General features: G+C 64.4%; 17 protein-coding genes. 6 read left to right on the top strand and 11 right to left on the bottom strand.

Annotation, left to right across the window (positions count from 1 at the left end):
- Positions 1–11: 11 nt before the first annotated feature.
- From J6500_RS05405 to J6500_RS05435, 7 genes are all read right to left on the bottom strand, one after another.
- Positions 12–221, bottom strand: a complete 210-nt coding sequence (locus J6500_RS05405) for a twin-arginine translocation signal domain-containing protein (RefSeq protein WP_225711635.1) — start codon at positions 219–221, stop codon at positions 12–14.
- Positions 222–249: 28 nt separating this feature from the next.
- Positions 250–1,026 carry a molecular chaperone TorD family protein gene (locus J6500_RS05410; protein WP_225711636.1) on the bottom strand — a complete coding sequence of 259 codons (777 nt, stop codon included), beginning with the start codon at positions 1,024–1,026 and terminating at the stop codon, positions 250–252.
- A gap of 119 nt (positions 1,027–1,145) precedes the next feature.
- On the bottom strand, positions 1,146–1,790 hold the full coding sequence (locus J6500_RS05415) for a DUF3306 domain-containing protein (RefSeq protein WP_225711637.1): 645 nt from the start codon (positions 1,788–1,790) through the stop codon (positions 1,146–1,148).
- Positions 1,787–2,302 (bottom strand): DUF3305 domain-containing protein, encoded by a 516-nt coding sequence (locus J6500_RS05420; RefSeq protein ID WP_225711638.1) that lies wholly within the window; start codon positions 2,300–2,302, stop codon positions 1,787–1,789. The genes J6500_RS05415 and J6500_RS05420 overlap by 4 nt, the downstream gene beginning before the upstream one ends.
- The gene (locus J6500_RS05425; RefSeq protein ID WP_225711639.1) at positions 2,299–3,306 is read right to left on the bottom strand and encodes a DUF6352 family protein; all 1,008 of its coding nucleotides are present in this window, start codon (positions 3,304–3,306) and stop codon (positions 2,299–2,301) included. Before J6500_RS05425 ends, J6500_RS05420 begins: the two co-directional genes overlap by 4 nt.
- 10 nt (positions 3,307–3,316) lie before the next feature.
- On the bottom strand, positions 3,317–3,865 hold the full coding sequence (locus tag J6500_RS05430) for a DUF6505 family protein (RefSeq protein ID WP_225711640.1): 549 nt from the start codon (positions 3,863–3,865) through the stop codon (positions 3,317–3,319).
- Positions 3,862–4,587: a biotin/lipoate--protein ligase family protein gene (locus tag J6500_RS05435; protein WP_225711787.1), complete on the bottom strand. Its 726-nt coding sequence runs from the start codon at positions 4,585–4,587 to the stop codon at positions 3,862–3,864. Before J6500_RS05435 ends, J6500_RS05430 begins: the two co-directional genes overlap by 4 nt.
- A gap of 191 nt (positions 4,588–4,778) precedes the next feature.
- Here J6500_RS05435 and J6500_RS05440 point away from each other — a divergent pair, with 191 nt between their 5' ends.
- The gene (locus tag J6500_RS05440) at positions 4,779–6,749 is read left to right on the top strand and encodes a 4Fe-4S binding protein (RefSeq protein WP_225711641.1); all 1,971 of its coding nucleotides are present in this window, start codon (positions 4,779–4,781) and stop codon (positions 6,747–6,749) included.
- Positions 6,750–6,859: 110 nt separating this feature from the next.
- Positions 6,860–7,102, top strand: a complete 243-nt coding sequence (locus tag J6500_RS05445; protein WP_225711642.1) for a hypothetical protein — start codon at positions 6,860–6,862, stop codon at positions 7,100–7,102.
- 7 nt (positions 7,103–7,109) lie between these two features.
- On the opposite strand, the gene J6500_RS05450 is transcribed toward J6500_RS05445, so the two are convergent.
- A complete protein-coding gene (locus J6500_RS05450; protein WP_225711643.1) occupies positions 7,110–8,402 on the bottom strand; it encodes a c-type cytochrome in 1,293 nt (430 codons plus the stop codon).
- A gap of 101 nt (positions 8,403–8,503) precedes the next feature.
- Here J6500_RS05450 and J6500_RS05455 point away from each other — a divergent pair, with 101 nt between their 5' ends.
- The 4 genes from J6500_RS05455 to J6500_RS05470 all read left to right on the top strand — a co-directional run bounded on the left by J6500_RS05455 (position 8,504) and on the right by J6500_RS05470 (position 14,244).
- Positions 8,504–8,860, top strand: a complete 357-nt coding sequence (locus J6500_RS05455) for a hypothetical protein (RefSeq protein WP_225711644.1) — start codon at positions 8,504–8,506, stop codon at positions 8,858–8,860.
- Positions 8,861–9,692: 832 nt separating this feature from the next.
- Positions 9,693–11,174, top strand: coding sequence for an NAD(P)/FAD-dependent oxidoreductase (locus J6500_RS05460; protein ID WP_225711645.1), 1,482 nt, complete (start codon positions 9,693–9,695; stop codon positions 11,172–11,174).
- 28 nt (positions 11,175–11,202) lie between these two features.
- The gene (locus J6500_RS05465) at positions 11,203–13,257 is read left to right on the top strand and encodes an FAD-dependent oxidoreductase (RefSeq protein WP_225711646.1); all 2,055 of its coding nucleotides are present in this window, start codon (positions 11,203–11,205) and stop codon (positions 13,255–13,257) included.
- 54 nt (positions 13,258–13,311) lie between these two features.
- Positions 13,312–14,244 carry a polyprenyl synthetase family protein gene (locus J6500_RS05470; RefSeq protein ID WP_225711647.1) on the top strand — a complete coding sequence of 311 codons (933 nt, stop codon included), beginning with the start codon at positions 13,312–13,314 and terminating at the stop codon, positions 14,242–14,244.
- 98 nt (positions 14,245–14,342) lie between these two features.
- Here the strand turns inward: J6500_RS05470 and J6500_RS05475 are convergent, their stop codons facing one another.
- From J6500_RS05475 to J6500_RS05485, 3 genes are all read right to left on the bottom strand, one after another.
- Positions 14,343–17,561, bottom strand: a complete 3,219-nt coding sequence (locus tag J6500_RS05475) for an AAA family ATPase (protein WP_225711648.1) — start codon at positions 17,559–17,561, stop codon at positions 14,343–14,345.
- Between the two features lie 423 nt (positions 17,562–17,984).
- Positions 17,985–19,181 carry a CaiB/BaiF CoA transferase family protein gene (locus J6500_RS05480; protein WP_225711649.1) on the bottom strand — a complete coding sequence of 399 codons (1,197 nt, stop codon included), beginning with the start codon at positions 19,179–19,181 and terminating at the stop codon, positions 17,985–17,987.
- 9 nt (positions 19,182–19,190) lie between these two features.
- Entirely contained in the window at positions 19,191–21,428 is a 2,238-nt protein-coding gene (locus J6500_RS05485; RefSeq protein WP_225711650.1) for an acyl-CoA dehydrogenase family protein, read from the bottom strand.
- Positions 21,429–21,431: the final 3 nt, after the last annotated feature.

Below are 21,431 nucleotides of genomic sequence, written 5' to 3' on the forward strand. Positions count from 1 at the left end.
GGCCGCCTCCCTCAGCGCGGATAGCGATTGACGCGGTAGTACGTCTTGACGTCCTCGGTTTCCCGGTAGCGCGCCTTGCGCTTGTCGGCTTCGGTCTCGCTGTCGGCCTGCGCGGGTCCGATCAAGGGGGTTGCCAGCGCGGCTCCCGCACCGGCCGTGCCGATGCCGACCTTGCGAAGGAAGTCGCGGCGGCCTGCCGTCATTTTCTTCTCATCGCTCATTGCACCTCTCCTGCATCCGGACAGCCGGTCAATCGGCGAACTTGAAGGCCTCGGTTTCAATCTCCAGAAACACGCATCCCAGCGCCCCGACCGCGCGATAGAATTTCGCGCTCTCGGCCTTCGCCATGTCGGCGAACAGGCGTCCAATCCAGCGCGACACATGCTTCTCGAAGAAGGCGCGCTGTGCCGTGAGCGGCGCCGGGAAGCGACCTGACACAAGCCCCGCCATGATCTCGCAGAGCGTCGCCGCGTGATCCTCGGGTTCTGGATTGCTCTCGATCCGCTCGATGCCGAGCGCGGCGAGATCGTCGCGAAGCCGCGACAGCGGGCGCTCGTTGAGGAAGCCGGTGAGATAGTAGGACGCGTAAGGCAGCAGTTCGCCGCGTCCGACGCCGATGAACAGGTCAAAGAATTCGCGCTCGACCTCGGCCGCGACCGTGATCGAAGCGGCCTCGGCAAGCGCAGCGTGGGCACGCCCAAGCGGCGTCGCATCGCCGTTCAGTTGCGCGAGCTGCGCGAGCAAGGATTGCGACGGCGGCGACGCGAGCAACGTCGCAAGCAGTGCGTATTCCTGCACGCGTCCGGTCTCGATCGGATCGAGCATGTCCGACATCGCAAGCTCGCTGTAGAGATCGGGACGAAGAATTTTTCGCGAGACACCTGTCGCGGTTTCGACGGCAACGACGCGCTGCGCCGGAACCCGGTTCCAGTTCGACACCGAGGGCTGGGCAATACCGATTTTCCGGGCAAGCTGGGCTACGCCGCCCGCAGCATCGATCGCACGTTCGAGGCCCGCATCGCGCACGCCACCCTCCCATCCTAGGGGCCAAGCGCTTGATTGCGTTTGCGTAACAAAGAGTAGTCGGCTGTTTAGAACCGGTCAATCAACGGCCATAGCCTATAACTATAGCATTTGGTCGCATCCTATCGGGGCAGCGCGCCACCATGCGTGCGGCGCCGAAGGGCAGTCTCTTCGTTCGCGTTCTGCAGTTGCAGTGCAGCAGGATTGGATGCCGCGGCTGCGGACTTGTCGGCCAAGGGCAGATCCGCGGGCGCTTCCACCGGGTCTGGCGCGGGCGCCACATCGTCTGCGGCAGGTCGCATGGCGTGCTCGACAGTCTCTCCAATCGCGCCGGCCGTGTTCTCGGCGGCTTGCACGAGCTCCCCGAAAACGTGCCGAACGAGGGCGTCGACCTGCTCGGGCGAATAGTCCAGTGGACCGAAGCCGGGCATGGCCGCCGGGTCGTTGAAGTCCCAGGCGTTCTCCGCCAGCCCAACGAAATCGCGAATGGCGGGATCGGCGCTCCAGGCTCGGCGCAGCGCCGCGCGGCTCAGCTCCTGAGGAATGCCCTTGCGCAGGAAGGCCGTGACGTCGGTCGCGGCATCAATCGATTCGACGGGCGGCAGGTTCGACAAGTCCGGCTCGCTGGGACAGGGCTCCGCGACGTCGGGAGTGATTGCCGCCGTCGCATCCGCCTCGACGGCTTGTCCAGCTATTGGTTCAGCGTGGCCGTTCCTCGCCGCCTGCTTGCGTCGCGACCAGCGTGCCAGAAAGTCGTCTTCGCTCATTCGTGCCCATCTCCACGGCGCCGCTGCGCCAGCGCCTCCGGATCGGCGCGATCGCGCTCGCGCTTGAAGAACTCACTCTCGACGTGGTGTTCGGCGATGAAATCTTCAATCGCCCGGCGCAGCACCTCGGGCATCGGCACCGCTTCGACAAGATTGGCGCCGGCTGCCGTGAACGCCTCCCCTTCGGCGGGATCCGCCGTCACCCCACCAAGGAGGTAGGGCAAGGCTCCCTCGGCAGGGCTCAACACGATCCAGATGCTCGGCGTCCCCGAGGCAAGATTGTCGCGGTAGCGATCGGTTTCCGAGCGGTAGAGATCGACCGTCGCACTGCCGGCGTAGAACAGCGTCACGCCATCCTGCTCGCGGATCACCGTCCACGGCGTCATGTCCAGGACATCGGGCAGCACCCCGACCCCGCGCCAGACGGCGTCGATCCACGGAGAATCCGCTCTGCGGCGTTCGACCACGACGCCGACGGAGACACGCACCAGCGGCTCGGCGACGGGGCTCACGTCACGGCCTCCAGGTGCTTGATCGGCAGGCCCGTCAGCAGGTTCTGCGGCTTCATCCGGATGCCCCGATCGGACGTCATCGCAAGGATCAGGTAGGCCGGCGCGCGCCCCGCAGCCTCGACGATCAGGCCGGGATCCGCAAAGCTCAGCCTGAACAGCGCCAGCACGCGCCCCGCGCTGCGTTCGTCGAGGGATTCGCCCTGCCAAAGCCGGTCGCCGATGCGGGTCGCCTCGGCATCGAGGCCCACATACCAGGTGAGTTCTGCGTCGCGCAGCTCCGTCAGCGGCTCGATCACGACATCGATGCCGAGCAGATGCGAGATCCAGCGCCGCATCGCGCCGGCCAGCGCGGCCTGCCCGCGCCCTCCGCCGGTCAGATCAAGCGCCATATCGAATTGATCACTCCGTTGCCAATAGCTGCCGGCGTTCTCCTCGCTCAGCACGTCGAGCTCGGTATCATCAGCCGCGCCCAGCATCGACATCAGCGACAGCACCGGGGTCGAACTGCGCCCGCCAAGGATTTCGTCGTCGCCCAGCAGCAGCAAATGCTCGTGCGACAGGATTCGCTGCGGCCGAAAGAACAGCTCGGCTGCGCGCAGCTGAAACGGATCCTCGCAGCGATCAAGCGCATTGCGCAGGATCACATGCACAAGCTGGTTCATGAACAGCGGCGGCAGATTGACCGAAGCTGAGCGAACCGTCGCCAGATAGGCCGCCTCCAGCGTCGGATAGCGCAGCAGGAGGTCACGAAATGCCAGCACGAATTGCCAATTTTCCCGTGCATCGGCATCGACGATCGCGGCCACCTCATTGCCCTCGACCGGACGACGCGGATCGGCCAGCAATTGCCGGTGCAAGCGACGCTCGACCGCGCAGGCGTCATCCGGCGGCATCAGCTCGGGACGTGCAAAATAGGCCTTCAGATATTCATCCGTGACGACGAGGCCGCCGCTCGCGTTGCGATCGAGCAAATGGTGGCCGCAGGCGATCCAGAAATCGTTCATCGCCAAGCCCTCATCGCCCCGGCTCCTTGCTCATGTCGGCAAGATTGAGATCAGGATTGAGATCGCCGTCGGATCCGGCGTCATCCTCCATTTCCATGAACGAGAACGCCTTGCCGTGCCCCTGTCCCTCGCGCAGCCGCAAGCTCCGGAAGGATTCACGGACCTCGCCGTCGCGCACCGAGCGGTGCACGGCAATCAGCGTGCTCACCGGATGGCTACAGAGCGATTGCGCAAAGGCGACCTCCTCCTCCGCCGCCGCACGCGCGGTTACGAGATCCGGCGCGCCGAACCGTTCGACCAGCCGCTTCGCCAGCAACTCGACCAGGGCCCGGCGATCGTCCGCGGTTGCGGGAACGATCTGTGCCAGCGTCGACCAGCCCCAGGACTGCACTCCGAGCAAGCCGCCGCGGAACGCGGAACGGTCCTTACCCTCGAGGCGCGCCAGATCGTGGTTGAGGAAGCGGAACGCGCCCGGCACCGCCCATTCGCCGGGCTCCGCCGGCACATCGAATACGAACGTGTCGGACGGATCGAGCGCGATGGTGCGCAAGAGCTTCACCGGCGCGGCCCTCCGAGCTTCGGATCGAGCCATGAGGGCGATCGCAGGCATTTCTGCAAATCGCGCCGCTCGATTGCATCGGCGGCAACCCGGCGCAGCAGAAGATCGCCGTTGTCGGCGATCGAGCGGGAGGCCTGCGGCCCGTCCGTCAACCGGCCCAGGAATTCACGGGCGACGGCGTCAAAACCGTCGGCTTGCCAGGTTTCGGTGGCACGCATCAGGTGCCGCGCAAAGCTTTCCGTGATCTGGGCTGCGCCGGTCTCGCCAAAGCCCTCCTGGTCGAGTGCCGAAGCGAGCGGATGAACGCCCGCTTCCGCGTCGGTCATCGCAACCGTCCGGATCATCGCGCCGAATACCAACCAGCGCGGCGGCTCATCTTCTCTTGCGGACGATGGCCAGCCAAGCCGGCCGCCACCGACGAGCCCGCCATCGATACGAACCGCATCCGGCCAGTCGATCGCGACCTCCTTGTTCGGCGGTGCGTAGGCACGCAGCGCGTCGGTCAATGCCACCATGGCCGCATAGAAGGCGCGGCGCGCAGTGCGCAAGGGCTCCGCCGGCTGCAGCACGACGGCGAACTCGGCAAGATCGAACCGCCCCACATAGGTCAGCGTGCCTGCCCCACTCTCGTCAGCGATGCCGATCGCATCGGCGAATGCGTCGCGGCTCTCGCGCAGCCTCACCAGCGTGAACGGCGGAGGCAGCTCAACGGGCTCCAGCATCGATGCGCGCGTGCGGACGGTCGGCGACAGTCGGTCCTCCAGCTTCCATTTCTTCCCATGTGATAATAGCTTATCCGAGCAAAGCGGACGGCGCGAGTCCGCCCCCTCGTTCTCCGACCGCTTCGGGAGGTGAATAGCTGCGTATGCCGGATTCACCGAAGACGATCCTGATCTGCTCGTGCGAAGACACGATGCGTCTCGATACTGCCGCGATCAAGCGAGGCTGCCGCAACAGCGAGATCGCCGAATTCCGGCACCTCTGCCGGGCCGAGTTGGACCGGTTTCGCGATGCGGCGAAGGTTGCAGGCCCCATGATCGTCGGCTGCACCCAGGAGGCGCCGCTGTTTGCCGATACGATGGAGGGCCGCTCGGAGAGAACCGAGTTCGTCAACATCAGGGAGACCGCAGGCTGGTCCCTGCAAGGGCGGCAGGCGGGGCCGAAAATGGCGGGGCTGCTCGCCGCGGCGTCCGAGCCCGTGCCGGCCTACCCGTTTGTCACCCTGTCGAGCGAGGGCGTGATCCTGATCTATGGCCGCGACGACGTCGCGGTTGAAGCGGGCCGGTTGCTGGCAGATCACCTCGACGTCACGGTGATGATCACGAGGCCGGCGCGGATGGCGCCGCCCGGAACGACATCGTTTCCGATCGTCAGGGGAACGATCCGCAATGCCAAGGGACATCTCGGCGCCTTCGAGCTTGTGGTCGACGACTATGCCGCGCCTCGTCCCTCCTCGCGCGACGCACTGCTGTTCGATGCGCCACGCAACGGCCTGACATCGCGCTGCGACCTGATCCTGGATCTTTCCGGCGCGACGCCGCTGTTTCCCGCGCATGAGCTGCGCGACGGCTATCTGCGCGCCGATCCGGGCGATCCGTCTGCGATGCTGCGCGCGGTCCTCAGGGCGCGTGACCTCGTCGGCAACTTCGACAAGCCGCAATATGTCAATTTCACCGCAGAACTCTGCGTGCATTCGCGGTCGAAGCTGACCGGCTGTCATCGTTGCCTCGATCTTTGCCCGACCGGGGCGATCACACCGGATGGCGATCACGTCAGGATCAATGCGGAGGTCTGCGCCGGATGCGGCCAATGCGCCGCGGCCTGTCCGACCGGTGCCGCAACCTATGCCCTGCCGCCGGCCGACTCGCTGCTGCACAGATTGCGCGCGATGCTTCTGTCCTATCATGCGGCCGGCGGCACCGATGCCGTCGTCCTGTTCCACGACAGCCAGCACGGCACCGCACTGATCGATGCGCTTGCCCGCCATGGCGACGGGCTTCCGGCCAACGTGCTGCCGTTCGCGGTGAACGAGGTGACGCAGCTCGGACTCGAGGCTGTCATCGCGTCCTTTGCCTATGGCGCGGCGGGAATACGCTTTCTGCTTCGCGCAAAGCCGCGGCATGACGTCGCCGGCCTCTTCAAGACGATTGCGATGGCCGATGCGATCGTCTCCGGACTTGGGTTCGAAGGACACCGGGTCAAAGCAATCGAAACCGACGATCCGGACGCTCTCGGCAAGACGCTCTGGTCGATCGAGCCCGCATCGACCGTCGCACTTCCCGCAACCTTCCGGTCGGTCGGCAAGCGGCGCGAATTGCTGCGCCTGGCGCTGCACGAGTTGCACCGTCTCGCTCCGTCGCCGGTCGACGTCATCGCCCTGCCCGAAGGCGCGCCGCTCGGCGCGATCAGCGTCAACGTGGACGGATGCACCTTGTGTCTGTCGTGCGTATCGGCCTGCCCGACCGGTGCGCTGCGCGACGATCCCGAGCGCCCTGTGCTCAAATTCGTCGAGGATGCCTGCGTGCAATGCGGGCTGTGCCAGACCACCTGTCCGGAGAAGGTGATCACGCTCAAGCCGCAGGTTGATTTCCGTGCCGCCAGGGCCCCGGCTGTCATCATCAAGGAGGAAGAGCCGGCGCTTTGCATTCGCTGCAACAAGCCGTTTGGCGTGAAGAGCACGATCGAGAAGATCGCGGCGAAGCTCGAGGGCCGGCACTGGATGTATGCCGCGGGCGACCGGCGGCTCGAGACGGTCAGAATGTGTGCGGATTGCCGCGTGATCACCATGAGCGAACAGCAGTTCGATCCGTTTGCCGGCGCGCCACAGCGCCCGGCGCCCCGCACGACCGACGATTATCTGCGCGAGCGGGAAACCAAGACTTAGAGCCAATTCAATTGCGGGGAGCAACATAGTCAGGAGGGCGCATTATGTCTCATGTCTCCAAAGCTCATTCTACATTCATTGCCGCTGCCGTCGCCCTTGGCATGGCGACGATGCCGGCTCCTGTCGAAGCCGCGCGCCTGTCGAAAGCCGACAAGGTCGCCCTGAAACAGGCGATCGTCGCTTGCAAGGCACAGGCCAAGGGCAAGAAGGTCAAATGGCTCTCGCGCCGGAAATACGTCAACAATTGCGTCGCCGAGGCCCTGAAGGAACATCCGAACGTCGACGTGATCAGGTTGATCAAGGAGTATCCCAACATCACGGACATGCCGGTCGAGAGATGGCCCGGCTACTAGCGCGCAGCTATCGCCGCCCGGAGGTTGCACGCCCCAGGAAATCCGTGAGCGCCTTGCGATCCTCGACCGAGCCGATCCGCTGCTCCGGCATCTTGGTGCCCGGCGTATAGGCATTCGGGCCGAGTTCGAAGAGCCGAGCCACCGTTTCGGGAGTCCAGATGATGTCCATCCTCGTCAGCGCCGCCGAGAAGCGATATCCCGGCAACGACGCGATCCTGCGACCATACAGGCCACCGAGCGTGGGGCCGGCGCGTTGCGGCTCCTCTGCGGACAGCGTGTGACACGCGACGCACGCCCTGAACACTTCGGCGCCACGATCTCCCGCATAGACCGCCAGGGGGTCGCCCTGTGCAGCCCGCAACGGCGGGTCGATGGAATCGCCGGTGCGCGCATTCCAGCGCCGGATCCTGCCGTCGGCGCCTCCGGTCAGCAACGTTGCATTGTCGGGCAGGAAAGCCACCGACCAAACGGGCGCCCCCTGAGCGGTCAGCGATTGCACGATGCTCCGCGCCTTCCGGTCGATGACGAAGACTCCTCCATCAATTCCGGTTGCGACGACCAATGCACCGTCCGTCGAAATCGCCAGCGCGACAATCGGAGCCGATCCGGCCTGAACCTCCCCGGTTTCATCGCCCGCCGATGTCAGAAACCGTATTTTCCCGTCGCTTCCGCCCGTTACGATCTCGCTGTCGGCCGCAACTGCCACGACGTTCAGAGGTGACGGAAACGCTACGACACGCGGCTCTCCCGCCACGATCGGCCATATCCGCAACTCGCGATCGTAACCGACGCTGATCAGCGATTGCGCATCCGCGGAGAAGGCAACTCCGTTCACGTTCTGCGTATGCCCTTTCAGCATCTGTGACGTGCCGTCGGCAAGCGACCAGATGCCAACGTGATGATCCCACGATGCGGTGGCGAGCTTCGTTCCGTCCGGCGAGACGGCGAGCGCAACGATTGGCGCCTGATGGCCCTCGAAGACGCGATCCGGCTGCTCGCGGCCGGGTGTCCAGATCGCGATCCGCGCGTCGGCTCCGGCTGTTGCCATCCGTCCATCCTTCAGGAACACAACCGCATTCACGGCATCGGAGTGAAAGCGAAGGATTTGCTCCGCCGATTCGGTCTTGAGCGACCATCGAATTGCCGACGTGTCGAAACTGCCTGACAGGGCGCTGTTGCCGTCGCGCGAGATCGCGATTGCGCGGACCGGACCGCCGTGACCCGCAAGCTGTGCTCGGGCCGGCGTTGAATCACATGCCCACAGGACGACAACGACACACAGAGTTGAGAGCCAATTCATCGGCGCCTCGCGGATCGGCTCCAGCCGGTAGCCGTCGCCTTGCAGGAAAACTTGCGCGCGCTTGATCGGAGGTCAACGGCTGGAGTCGCTGTCGGGTTTCCATGCTGCGTCGCGGGATCGGGATTGTCCCGCTACTCAATGCCGCAATCGCGTCTTGTCGGCTTGAAGCGCGGGTCACCGGCTCCTATGCTCAAATCCGAAGCGTCAAGGATGAAGGCATGCAAATACGATCCAAGACGTATCTGCATTTCATTTCGGTGTGGCGATCGCTCCGCAATTCGATTGCGCCACACGACGGCGAAGCGCCGCGCCGAACGTCATCATCGCTCATCTGGATCGCGGTCGTGCTGGCGTCTTTCGTGGCCATCCTCGAAGTCGATCTGCATCGAGGTGAGCTGGAGTCGCTTGGTCTGCGCGGAAACCATGTCCCGCTGCCAACCGCGTTCCTGGCCCCATAGCGCCAAAGCGCGATGACGATTCATCCGGTCTCATCGGCGCTTTAGCGAGCCGGTTCTCTCGGAAAGACCAGAGACCGGTCGTCGAAGTCCTCGGCGGCCAACTTGCCTGCGCCTCGGGCGCCTTGCAGGTCCTGCACTGTCAAACCGCGTGCCGTCTCGGCCCGCCCGGTTGTCGAGACCAAGTGTGGTCTCGGGATGCCAAGCACCGCGGCAACAAGAGCGAAAACGGTAACCGCCGCCACCAGACCCTTCATGCGAAATCTCCGTTCGGTTGAAGCTGTCCCCGAAGAAGTTTTGCAGTGGTCTGAATAGTGCGGGCCGTGGCCTTGCGATGTGAAGCGCCTCACTTGCGCTGGACACTTTCCAGTGAGCCCTTCGGGTTCCGCCGGGACGTCGACGGCGAGCACCTCAGCGCAGCAGTAAGCCTGGCCGGCGTCACGCCATCAAGATCGCAGGAACACCAAAATCGAGCCCGGCTGCAGGTTCTACGGGGTCGTTCAGCACCTCGCTGGCCCGGAAAGATGCGACCGGCATACTTCGCTCCCCCCGCCCTCAAGTCCCGGAAGCCGCGAATGGGGCCGGGTCAACCCGGGTTAGCGGAAGAGATAGATCAACGAGAGGGCCGAATGCGGAAGAATTTGTCCCGACCCACGGGACAGGCCCCTTCCGCGGAGCCTCGGCAGGTTGTAATCTCGCCTCGACTAAACCACCCTATGCCAGCCCAAAATGGTTGGTCAGGCCATCCCGCGCTGCATTTTGCGCGCGAGAACCTATGCCTTGACCACGCTCGCCCGCTCTGAAATTCTCGCCGTATGTTATCAAGGTATTTTGAGTGTCGGATTCCCAACTTTATGACGTGATTGTCGTCGGAGGCGGCCCGGCGGGCTCCACGATAGCCTGGTCGCTGGCAAGGCGCGGTGTACGTGTCGCAATCGTCGAGCGCGCCAATTTTCCCCGCGAAAAGGTTTGCGGCGACTTCGTCGAACCTGCAGGTTTGCGAATTCTGCAAGCCATGGGAATTCGAGAGGCGCTGGAGGCCGCGACGTCCTCTCCGATCACGTCCACGCGGATCTATCTCGGGCCCCGTCTCGGCTTTCGCGGCGCAATCCCCTATTATCAGCCTGAGCACGGGCTGCTGCCGCACGGCTCCATTATACCGCGCCACGTCCTCGACCACCGCCTCCTGGAACAGGCCGAGCAGGCCTCCGCCAAAGTCTATGCCGGCTGCGCTGCACGCGGCATCAGGCGCGAAGACGGCTTGATTCACGTCGATGTGCACAGCGCGGACGTCAATCTCACACTTCGGTCCCGGCTGATTGTGGGCGCAGATGGCGCGGAATCGATCGTCGCGAGGTCGTTCAACCTCGAAATGGCCGACCGCGCCCACATCTCGATTGCGCAGCGCGCCTATATCGAGGGCGTCGAGGTCCAAGAAGGCGAAGCCACGGTCTGGTTCGACGAAGACATTGCCCCCGGATATGGCTGGATGTTTCCGATGTCCGGCGGCAGGGCCAATGTCGGCGTTGGCATCCTGAGCGAATCCTGCCACCGACAGGGCCATTCCGTGCCGGGGGCATTCGCAGCGACGATCGAGCGGCTCAAGATCCGGCACCCCGGCTGCGCACGGGTCAAGCTGATCAGCAAACCGATCGGGGGCGTCGTCAAGATGTATGGCGGTGCCGGGTCGAACTACTTCGACGGCGGCGTCCTGATCGGCGATGCCGGCGCGTTCGCCGATCCAATGACCGGTGAGGGAATCACGCAAGGGATGGAATCGGCGCTGATTGCCTCCTCGACGCTGCTGAAAGCTCTCGAGCTTGGAAGGTCTGACGCCGCGTTCCTGGCAAACTTCGAACGGGACTTTCGCCGCTACTTCGATCCCAGCATGCTGTTCCTGAGCTTCTGCGCCGCGGTCATGCGCAACTGGCATTTTCGCGAGTTCTGGATGCGGTCTTCGCTACGGGGCTGCGAGCGTGCGATGGCCGACGGAAACTTTGCACGTGTCGCAGGAGCGGCCTTCGGCGGCCTGAACGTCCATCCTTTCGGAATTCTGCAGCATATCGGGGCAAGCCTCCTGCGCTACTTCGGCGAAGGCACGATCAACACCCTGCGGCACCTCGTCAGCGAAGGCTCGCTCGGTCGGGAAGCGATGCTTGGTGACCTTCTCGAATGGCAGAGCGCATGGAAACGGTCGGCCAGCGACGACCCGGACTGGCACGCCGCCTGGCTGTCCGATCTCCTCCGGCGGGCCGCGCAGCTTGGCCCCACGTTGTTGACGCTCGAGAACCCCAGGATACGTGGATTGTCGATCTGAGCTTTCAGATTCCCCAAGGAGTACGCGCGTGGCCTCTACCGCACCCCAACCAGAAACACCTGGAGCACTGTCGCCGAAGAGCGATATCGCCGTGATCGGCGCGGGCATTGCGGGACTGACATGCGCGCTGCGCCTGTCGCAGCGCGGATACCGGGTGACGCTGTACGAGAAGGACAAGATGCTGGGAGGCAATCTGTCCTCGGTCCTGCACAAGGAGCTGTATCACGACGTCTATACGCATCTGTTCTGCGACTGGTACGTCAATTTCTGGAGCATCCTCGAGAACGATCTCAAGATCGGGCGGGACGAGGCATTCGAGCCCCGGCTGGGCGTCAAGCTGCTTGATCTCATCAATGGCCAGCAGCAACGAACCGGCAAGGCTCCGGGATATGTCGACCTCAAGAACCCGACCTCGCTGAAGAACATCCTGGAGAACCTCAAGTCCGGCGCATTGCCTCCGCCCGACATGTTCCTGGTCGGCTTCACCATGCTCGATCTGGCCTCTCAGCCGTTTCGCCGCTCGGTCACTCTCGAACAGCAGACAGTGAACGGATTCCTGTACTCGCGTCCCTACGCCACGCAGGATTGCGCCGATCTGCACAACACGATCCTGAACGAAATCTGGTCGATTTCGAGCAACGACACCTCTGCCGCGGCCTACAAGGATTTCATCAAGCACTCGCTCGGATCGAGCGCTCCGCCGTTCGCCTGGCTGTTGCGGGGCAGCCTCGAGGAGCGGCTGATCGCTCCCTGGAAGGAGCGCCTCGGTCCCAATTGCCTGATCAAGTCGGGCGTCGCCGTGACCGGCCTGGAAATCGGCGACGACAACAAGGTCCACCTCACCTTGGGCGACCACGCAAAAGTAACGCACGACAATGCCGTGCTGGCCGTGCCCGCGCCCGAACTCGCAAAGCTGGTCGTCACCGGCGGCGGCAAACCGGGCGACACCACACGCTGCGTTGTCGAACGCCTTCCGCAGCTCTCCGAACTGCAGCGGCTGCGAACGGCCAACATTCTCGTCGTGACGGTCGTATTCAAGGAGCGGCTCAAGGACATCCCGCCCGAGCATGTCGGCCTGTCCGGATCACGCGGCTACCTGACCTTCATCGACATTTCGCAGCTCTGGACCAATTTGAACGGCAAGGAGCAGCCAACCGTCCTGATCCTGGCCGCCTCCGATGCCAATGACTACCCGGCGTCCAGGGACGAGGAATGGGCTCATTTGATGCTCGAGGAATTCGCCCGCTACCTGCCTGTGGTGAAGCCCGGCAGCCATTGGGGCGACCCGCACAGCAACATCGACTATTGCAATTCGTTCGCTCAGAACAACCGCAACCACACCCTGTTCCTGAACGACATGAACTCGGAGCATCTGGTGGTTGAACCGGCCTACGCCGAACTGCCGAGCGTGTTCTTCGCCGGCGATTTCTGCCTGAACGAAGTGAAGATGGCGACGGTCGAGGCCGCCGTCCTGAGCGGCCTCCATGCTGCGCGCGCGGTCCAGACGCGCGTCGAGGGCAAGACCGACATCGTGATCGAGCAAAGCGTCATGCCGAGCTCGGGCGAATTCGCCGCCGCAAAGCTCCTGTTGCTTCCGCTTGCCTATGGCGCCATGGCCTGGTCGGCCGTGAACGCTGCCATGCGTGATCTGTCGGACGGGCGGGTCGATACCCCGGAAGAGATCCTGACGCCGGGAACGACGCTCGCCTTGCTTCCGCTGAGATTTGCCGCCGACTGGGTGAAGAGCCTCGAAAACCTGGCGATCGCCGTGTTTTCCTCCACCGGCGAGCCGGGCAGTCTGGGTGCTGCGGCCCAGGAGGGGCTGCGAGCGGCGGCCAAGGGAGTGCTGGCCGCAAGCCCGCATCTCACGTCGGACAAATCCAGCAAACCGCGCGATCTGTCTTCCCTGCTCACCGACATATTCAGGGCAATCAATGCCGGCGCAAGTGAAGCGTCCACGGCGCGGGCCCGCACCGGGCAAGCTTCGCCATCCGCACCCCCGAGCACCGGTGGGCTGCTGCGCGGCTCCGGACGTTACCGTCCCCGGTCAAACTACGTGCGCAGGCATCGCGCCAAGCCTTGACTGGACGGCGCGCGCACCGGGTTGGGAAACAGTTGAGCAATTGGGGACGTCACGGTGTCAAAGGCAAAGACGCAAAGCATCATCTCGCAACTCGGGTTCACGGAGGAGATCCAGCAGCTTCGCGAGATCATCGAATCCTGGATCCGCGGCGCCGATGACCAGATCAAGCCCCTGCTCGAGTGGCAGTTCATCACCGCCTCCAAATATTTCCGGCCCCTCACCGTATTCAGCGTCTATCGCGCCACGACCGACGAGCCGATCCCCAATCGGCTGATCTATTCCGCTGCCGTGGTCGAAATGATCCACAACATGACGCTGATCATCGACGACATCGTCGACGAGTCGGACAGCCGCCGCGGCAGACCAACGCTGCACACCCAGTTCGGATTCTTGCAGGCCCTGATGGCGTCCGGCTATATCGTGGCCGACAGCTTTCGGATGACGGCCGGAGACCGGATCGACACAAGGCTGATCTCCGACCTGATCAAGCGCCTTGGTGCGGCCGAGTGCCTACAATGGAATCTGCGGCGCCAGCCGCTCGGCGTCGAGGACTGGCTGAGGATCGCCGGCGAGGACACCGGATCGATGTTCGAGACTTGTGCATGCATCGCCACGAGAGACGATCTGTTCCGCAAGTTCGGCGGGCTGCTCGGTGTCGTGTACCACGGCTGTGACGACGTGGGCGATGTCAAGGGACTGGAGTCGCTTGGCGGCGGCGGCGAAGAGGACTTGCGGGACGGCATCCTCACGCTCCCCGCCTCGATCGCCATCAAGGACCCGGTGATCGCCGAGCTGTTTTGCAAGGAAACCCGCTCAGCGGACGAACTGGCGCGCATCGCCCAGGCCGTCAAGGCTGCGGTGCCGGCCGCCGAGGAGCGGCTCGATCAACTGGCGGCAGAGGCCAAGTGGGAGGCGCACCTTCATGCCGCCAACCCGGCAATTCTCTATGCGCTTGTCGACCATACCAGGGAGCTGTCCCGTCGCTAGAGCATGATCCGGAAGAGTGCGAAGCGGTTTCCGAATGGATCATGCGCAACGAAGAGCCAGAGCGCGATGACGATTCAGCCTGATCTCATCGCGCTAGCTCAGGTCGCGGGCAGAAGATGGGCAATCTCCGCCAGCAGCGAATCGACGTCGCGTTGCTCGGTCGCGTGCGGACCCTGACCGACGCGGGAGCGGACCGGCAGCAGATTTTCCCGTGCGGCAAGGTAATCGCCGCGGTTCATCAGCAACCGCGCGAGGCTCGTCGCGGCCTGCATTTGCCAGGCCTTGTGCCCGAGAGATCGCGACATCTCGATCGCGTTGCGGAAGTCATCTTCCGCTCCTGCCGTCTGCCCGTTCCTGAGCTTGAGCTCTCCTCGCCAGGTCAGCGTGTATGCACGCCAGATCAGCTCGCGAGGATTTGCCGCCAGGGCGCTCTCGGCGGTGCGCAGCGCCAATTCCGTATCGCCAGCCAGTGCCTGCGCCTGCGACAGCAGCGTGAGGAAATAGGTGATAGCCACTTTTGCACCGGCGTTGGCGAAGCCAACCAGGGCTTGGTTGATCAGTTCGACCCCCTCGGCGGCATCCCCGAGTTCTGCCGTGGCGCGGCCGAGCATCACGCGCGCCAGATCGGACGCATAGCTCAAGCCATGCTTCTCCGACAGCAGGAACAGCTGATTGGCATCGTCCTCGGCCTGCCGCGGCGCCTTGAGGCACAGGTTCAGGTTGCCTTTGAAATGCAGCGCCATCGCCAGAGCGTAGGGGTCGCCGCTCTTGTCGGCCAGATCCATCGCGCGACTCATCCGGTCACGCGCGATATCGATACGCCCTTGCTGCCAGGCGGTGTGGCTGGCAACGCCGATCGGGATAATGAGATAGGACGCTGCTGCAATCGACTTGGTGTCGAGCATCGGGGAGAGTCTTGCAAAATGCTCTTCAACTCCCTCCAGATCGCCCGCGTAGAACCGCGCCTGCACCTGCGCATAATGGGCGAAGAACAGGTGGTTGGGACTACCTTCAGCCACGGCAATTTCGAGGATTTGCTCCGCGAGGGTCGCGGCGGTCTCGTAGTCACCCGTGAAGAAAATTGAAGCCCAGGTCTGGGCGCCCTGGCGAATGAGTTGCGGGAGATCACCGAGCCGTTCGGCGAGCACCCTTGCACGAGCCCCGAGTTGCATCGTCTCCGGCGCCGAGTAGCCCTTGGTCACTTGCAGCACGCGCACCAGCCCACTGCAAAGGTCCAATTCAACCCGATCGCGCAACTGCGACAGCGGCAACCTGCCGAGCAAGGCGTTCGCCTGGCGATAGCTCTCCTCCGCCTCCATGAACGCGCGCCGCGCAAGCGCCGTCTGCCCGGCCTTCTTCCAGGCTTCGATGGCCGCTTCCGCTTCGCCCGCCTCGGTCCAATGACGCGCCAGCAGCGCCGGCTGGACTGCGGCCAATGCCGCAAACTGCTCGCTCAGGGTCCGTGCCACGCGCGCATGGAGTTCGCGGCGTTCGGTCTTGAGCAGGCCCTCATAGGCGGCGTCGCGGATCAATGCGTGCTTGAACTGGTAGGTCGCCTTGGGAGGCTTGCCTTGCATGTAGATCAATTCGGCCTCGATCAGGGCCTCGAGCGCCGATTGAACGTAGTGATCCGAACCCGACACCACCGCCCTGAGCAGCGAGTAGTCGAACGTGCGGCCGAGCACGGCTGCAACCTGGGCTACCCGGCGCACCGGTCCGAGGCGGTCGAGGCGCGCCGTCAACGAATCCAGCAGGGTTGCGGGAATATCGTTGGCCCGCGGATCCCCTTCGCCTTCGACCACGAACGACAGCAGTTCTTCGGCAAACAGCGGCACGCCGTCGGAACGCTTGACGACACCATCGAGGACATCTGCGGCGAGATCATTGGCCTCCAGAGAGCCGGCTATCAGTTCACCGATCTCGGAATGGCTCAGCCGCTCGAGCACCATCAACTTGTCGGCAGCCCGCCATTCCGCGGGCGGGCTGTATTCCGGCCGCGCGGTCGCGATCAGCATCAGCGGGACGTCGACGCTCAGCTCGACCAGCATTCCGATCAATTCGATGCTGGAAGGATCGACCCAATGCAGGTCCTCTATGACGAGGACGAGCGGCTGACGTCTGGCAAGGTTCAGCACCCACTCCGCGAGGCTCGCGAGCAAGCGGCGCCTCGCGCGCTCGGGCCCGATCTCGGAAGCGAGGTTGTCCTCCGGCAAGGGAAGACCCGGCGCCTCTTCGATGAGCGGCAACATCTCGGAGGGATCGACACCGCTGAATCTGATCGCACGTTTGAGCTGAAGGATCCGCGTTTCGGCGCTTTCGCTCCGCTCCCCGTCCAGCACTTGCTCAAGCAGCTTGGTAATCGCATGAAACGGAATGCTCTCGGAGAAGCGTTCACCGGCACATTCCATCCAGGTGTAGTTATCCGTAAGCCTCGAGCGGAGTTCTTCGATCAGGCGCGACTTTCCAATTCCGGGTTCGCCTGTCAGAAAAACGTATTGCGCTGCGCCGTTGCGCACGCTGTGCCAGCTCGACAACAGCGACTCGATTTCGCGCTTGCGGTTGACGAACGGCGTCGGGCCCCGAACGCCCTTGCGCCGCCAGCTCCGCCGAACGCCGCTCGGTGCGATCGGCCGATAAAGCCGTATCGGGCGAGCAATGCCCGGAAGCGGATGCGTGCCATAATCCTCGACGACGAACTGACCTGCGACAAGATCGTGCACGGCGCTCGTGATCAAGACGGCATTCGGGTCGCACTTCGCCTGTACGCGCGATGCGACATTTGGCGTGTCGCCGAATATCTCGACCTTGTTGGTGCCCAATTTGTCGATCACCACCCAGCCGCTGTGAATTCCCACGCGCACGGCAAGCTCGGAGCCCGTCGTCCCCATCAGCCGCCGGTTGAGCGACGCGAAGGCGCTGACGATCATCAACCCGGCCCTGACCGCGCGTTCGGCGGCATCCTCGCTGGCGTTCGGCCATCCGAAATAGGCCAACACGCCGTCGCCCATGTACCGGGCAACGTATCCGCCGAGGTCCGTGATCGCCGTGCTGGTTGCCCCGAGGCACTCGGTCACGATATCGCGCCAATCTTCCGGATCACGTTCGGCGGCAAGACGGGTCGAGTTGACCAGATCGCCAAACAGCACGGTCAGATGCCGCCGCTCGCGGTAGACCCGTCCAGTTGGCAGGATGGCGCCGGAATTGGTTGCGCTGCGTTGGATCGGCTCCGACAAAAGGGCGGCCGGCAGCGAGGCGCCGCAGTCAGCGCAAAAGCGCTTACCTGGTTGGCTTGTCACACCGCACTCGACGCATTGCATGGCGCGCGCTCGACCCATTCATGGCCGCGACCAGCGGCAAGCGAGGCTGTCTGTTGCGCTCCGGCCCGGCAGGCCGCTTCCAAATGAAATTCAACCGAAATGTCCCGCTCGCCGATCCTAGCATTCGATCCAGCCTTCGGGCAAAGATTGATTTTTTGCCGCGCAAGGGCGCTTCTTGCGACCGGCCTTTGCAAAGAACTCGCAAACGTATAGGTCGAAACAGGTCTCAACCTATGATCGCACTTCCCAGGGCCGGCCCGCCGGAACAGCTCAACGTTTGCCGAAAAAACGCGGGTCTAGCGATATCCGGCGGCCGACCTAAAGCATGATCCGGAAAAGTGCGAAGCGGTTTTCCGAAAAGATCATGCTCAAACAAAGAGCTCAAGCGCGATGACGATTCGACCAAACCTCATCGCGCTTTAGTTAATCCGCCGGTTGCCCGAACGCGCCTGCGGCGCCGAGCTCGGCGATCGCATCCGCCGACAGGCCGAGCACGCGCGACAAAACCTCGTCCCGATGCGCGCCGATGGCCGGGATTGCGCGCTGCATCCGGGTATCTGCCGCGGACATCTTCCAGGGCGCATTGACGCCCATGAATTGCCCGGCGGCGTCGGCAATGGCGGCGAATGCGCCGCGCTCCAGGAGGTGCGGATCGGTCAACGCCGCGCCGGGATCGCGATATTCGGCGCAGGGAACGCCGGCGCTGCCGAGGGCGGCCATGCATTCGCGCACCGGATGCCGCGCGGTCCACGTCTCGACGACCTGCATCATGGCGGCCCAGTTCGCGGCGCGGCCCGGCACGGTCTTGAAGCGGGCATCGTCGGCCAGTTCGCGCTGTCCGGTAACCTCGCAAAGTGCGGCGAAATTCCGCGGCGTGATCGGGGCGATCAGGATGTCGCCGTCGAGGGCGCGCACCGGGCCATAGGCCGCGCGCGGCGCCGGACCTGAGAACTGCGCCTCCTGCAATTCGTAGACCAACAAATTCAGCATGCAATCCATCAGCGCGACGTCGATCCGCTGCCCCGTGCCGGTTCGCGCGCGCTGAACAAGCGCGGTCTGGATCGCGGCATAGCCGAAGATGCCGCCGAGCACATCCGCGACGAAGATCGCGCCGGAGGCCGGCCGATCGCGGTCGCCGGCATAGCGCATCAGGGAACGGTCGAAGCCGCTTTCGGCATGGACGATCATCGCATAGGCCGCGCGCTCAGCGGCCGGGCCGGACTGTCCATATCCGGAGATCGAGCAATAGATCAGACGCGGATTGATCGCGCGCATCGCCTCATAGCCGAGGCCGAGGCGATCCATCACGCCCGGCCGGAAATTCTCGACCACAACATCCGCCTGCGCCACCAGCCGGTGCACCAGCGCGATCGCATCGGCGTTCTTCAGGTCGAGCGCCAGGCTGCGCTTGCCGGCATTGAGCTGGCCGAAATAGGCGCTGTGGCCGTCGCGCAGCGGCGTCCGCAGCCGCATGTCGTCGCCCTCCGGCGGCTCGATCTTGATTACCTCGGCGCCGACGTCGGCCAGCAGCCGGGCGCAATAGGGACCGGCGAGCATGATCGAGAAGTCGAGCACGCGCACGCCCTCGAGGGGCCGGCCCGCCGTTTGCTGCTCCTGCATGCACTTCTCCTATCTCGGCAGTCCAAGCGCCCGCTGGGCGATCAGGCTGCGCTGGATTTCATTGGTACCAATGCTGATGACCCACATCAGCGAGTGGCGCAGGTTCTGCTCGAACCGGCCGTTATCGATCGCGCCGGGCATCTGCTCCGACAGCGTGGCGCGCATGCCGAGGATATAGAGCGCGGCTTCGCCGAACCGCTCCATGAGTTCGCCCGAGAACACCTTGCTGATGGCGCCATATTCCGGCGGCGTCACGCCGCCGGCGGCAAGATCCGCGCAGTGCATCATCAATTGGCGGCCGACCTCGATCTCGGCCGCGAGTGTCACCATCTTGTCGCGGACGATCGGATCGTCGCTCAGCGCCGCCCCGGCATCATCCTTTGCCATGACATGCCGGCGCAACTGCTCGAAGGCGTAGGCGACCTTCAGCACGATGCCGCCGCCGACCAGGCCGCGCTCGAAGGCGAGCGCGCCGGTCAGCACCTTCCAGCCGCCATTGACCTCGCCGACGAGACTGTCCAGGGAAATGCGGACGTCGTCGTAGAAGATGTTGGCGAAGCTGCCGTCATACATTGTGGTCGCCGGCCGGATCGTGATTCCTTCGGCATCCATCGGCACGATGAACATGCTGATGCCGGCGTGCGGTGGCTTCGCATCCTTGTCGGTGCGCGCCGCCAGGAACATGTATTTGCCCCACCAGGTCGTGGTCCAGATCTTCTGGCCGTTGATCACCCAATGCTCGCCGTCACGCACCGCGCTGGTGCGCAGCGCCGCGAGGTCGGAGCCGGCCTGCGGTTCGCTGTAGCCCATGCCGTGCATGGCCTCGCCGGCGAGGATTTCCGGCAGATATTTCCGTTGCTGCTCGTCCGTTCCGAACATCATCAGCGCATTGGCCTGGATCGCCGCGCCGACTCGCGGTGCCTCGCCCTGCTCCATGGTTTCCATGAAGGCGATCTGCTCGCGCGGCGATCGCGCCTGGCCGCCGAATTGCTCGGGCCAGCCGAGGCCGATCCAGCCGGTCTTGCCGAGATCGCGTGCGAAACCGGCATCGAACTCCCGCTTGGAGTACGGCCTGCGGTCGAACGCGGCCTTGCGCTCACCGGACCAGTTCCGTGCCAGCCAGCCCCTCACCTCGTCGCGCAGCGCGTTGCCGGCGGGACCGAGATCATATTCGGGAAGCCCTGCGCTTGCCGGATCCAGCAAGGACGACGCCAGCGACCGCTTCGCCTGCCGCGCACCGCCGAGCGCGATCGTATCGAGATGCACCCGCTTGAAATGCAGTGGGGCCTCATGCTCGTCGGCGTAGCCGATCGCGCCGAAGGCGTGATGGGTCTCGAGCGACACCCGCCGCAGCGCATCGCCAGCGAACACCACGGCGCAGTTGGCGAAGTGGCGCCAGTCGCGGTCGCCCTGATCGTGCAGCCGGGCCGCATGGTCGATGACCAGACGAACGCCCTCGAGGGCGATCAAGCCATTGGCGAGCTTGTGCTGGATCGCCTGAAAACGTCCGATCGGTTGGCCGAATTGATGGCGCTCGCGCGCATAGTCGGTCACCAGTTCGAACGCGCGACGGGCAGCGCCATGCGCCCGCGCCGTCAGTGCCAGCCTGGCCTTGATCAGGAGATCGTCAAGCACGCCATCGTGCAGGGCAATGCACGCGATGGACGCCCCATTCAGCCGGACCTCATGGAATCCCCACGCCCCCATGGCGCGGGTCGGGACAATCTCGACTCCTTCCCCATCCAGCGCGACGAGGCCCAGTGTCGAACGGTCGATCGCGACGAGCAAGTGCGTACAACTCGCCGCGGCCTCGACAAAGCGGAGCAGCCCACCTGCATGCCCGCCGCTCACCCGGATCGTGTCGGCGCCGGACTCCGGATCGAGCACTCCGAACGAGAACGCCACACGCGCCGTACCTGCGTGCTGGGCCTTCAGCAACTCGACGGCCGAGTCGGACTGCGCAGCCGAGAGCGCAAGATTGGCGAGCACCGCAGACCACATCGGGGCCGGGCATGCCGCGCGGCCGAGCTCGGCGAGCACGACCACGGCCTCGCGGAGACCGCCTTCACCGGCATCGCTGCCAATGCCGGCCACGCCCAGCCCGACCAGCTTGTTCCATATCGCCGCGATCTCCGGCGCCGCCGCATGATGCCTGACGCAATCGGCGCTCCACTGCGCGGCGAGAGAGCCACGCAGCGAATCCCGCAGCATGTCCCTGACGTCGTCGCCTGACGGCTCCGCCTCCATCGG

The organism is Bradyrhizobium semiaridum, assembly GCF_020329505.1.
Taxonomy (GTDB): Bacteria; Pseudomonadota; Alphaproteobacteria; order Rhizobiales; family Xanthobacteraceae; genus Bradyrhizobium; species Bradyrhizobium semiaridum.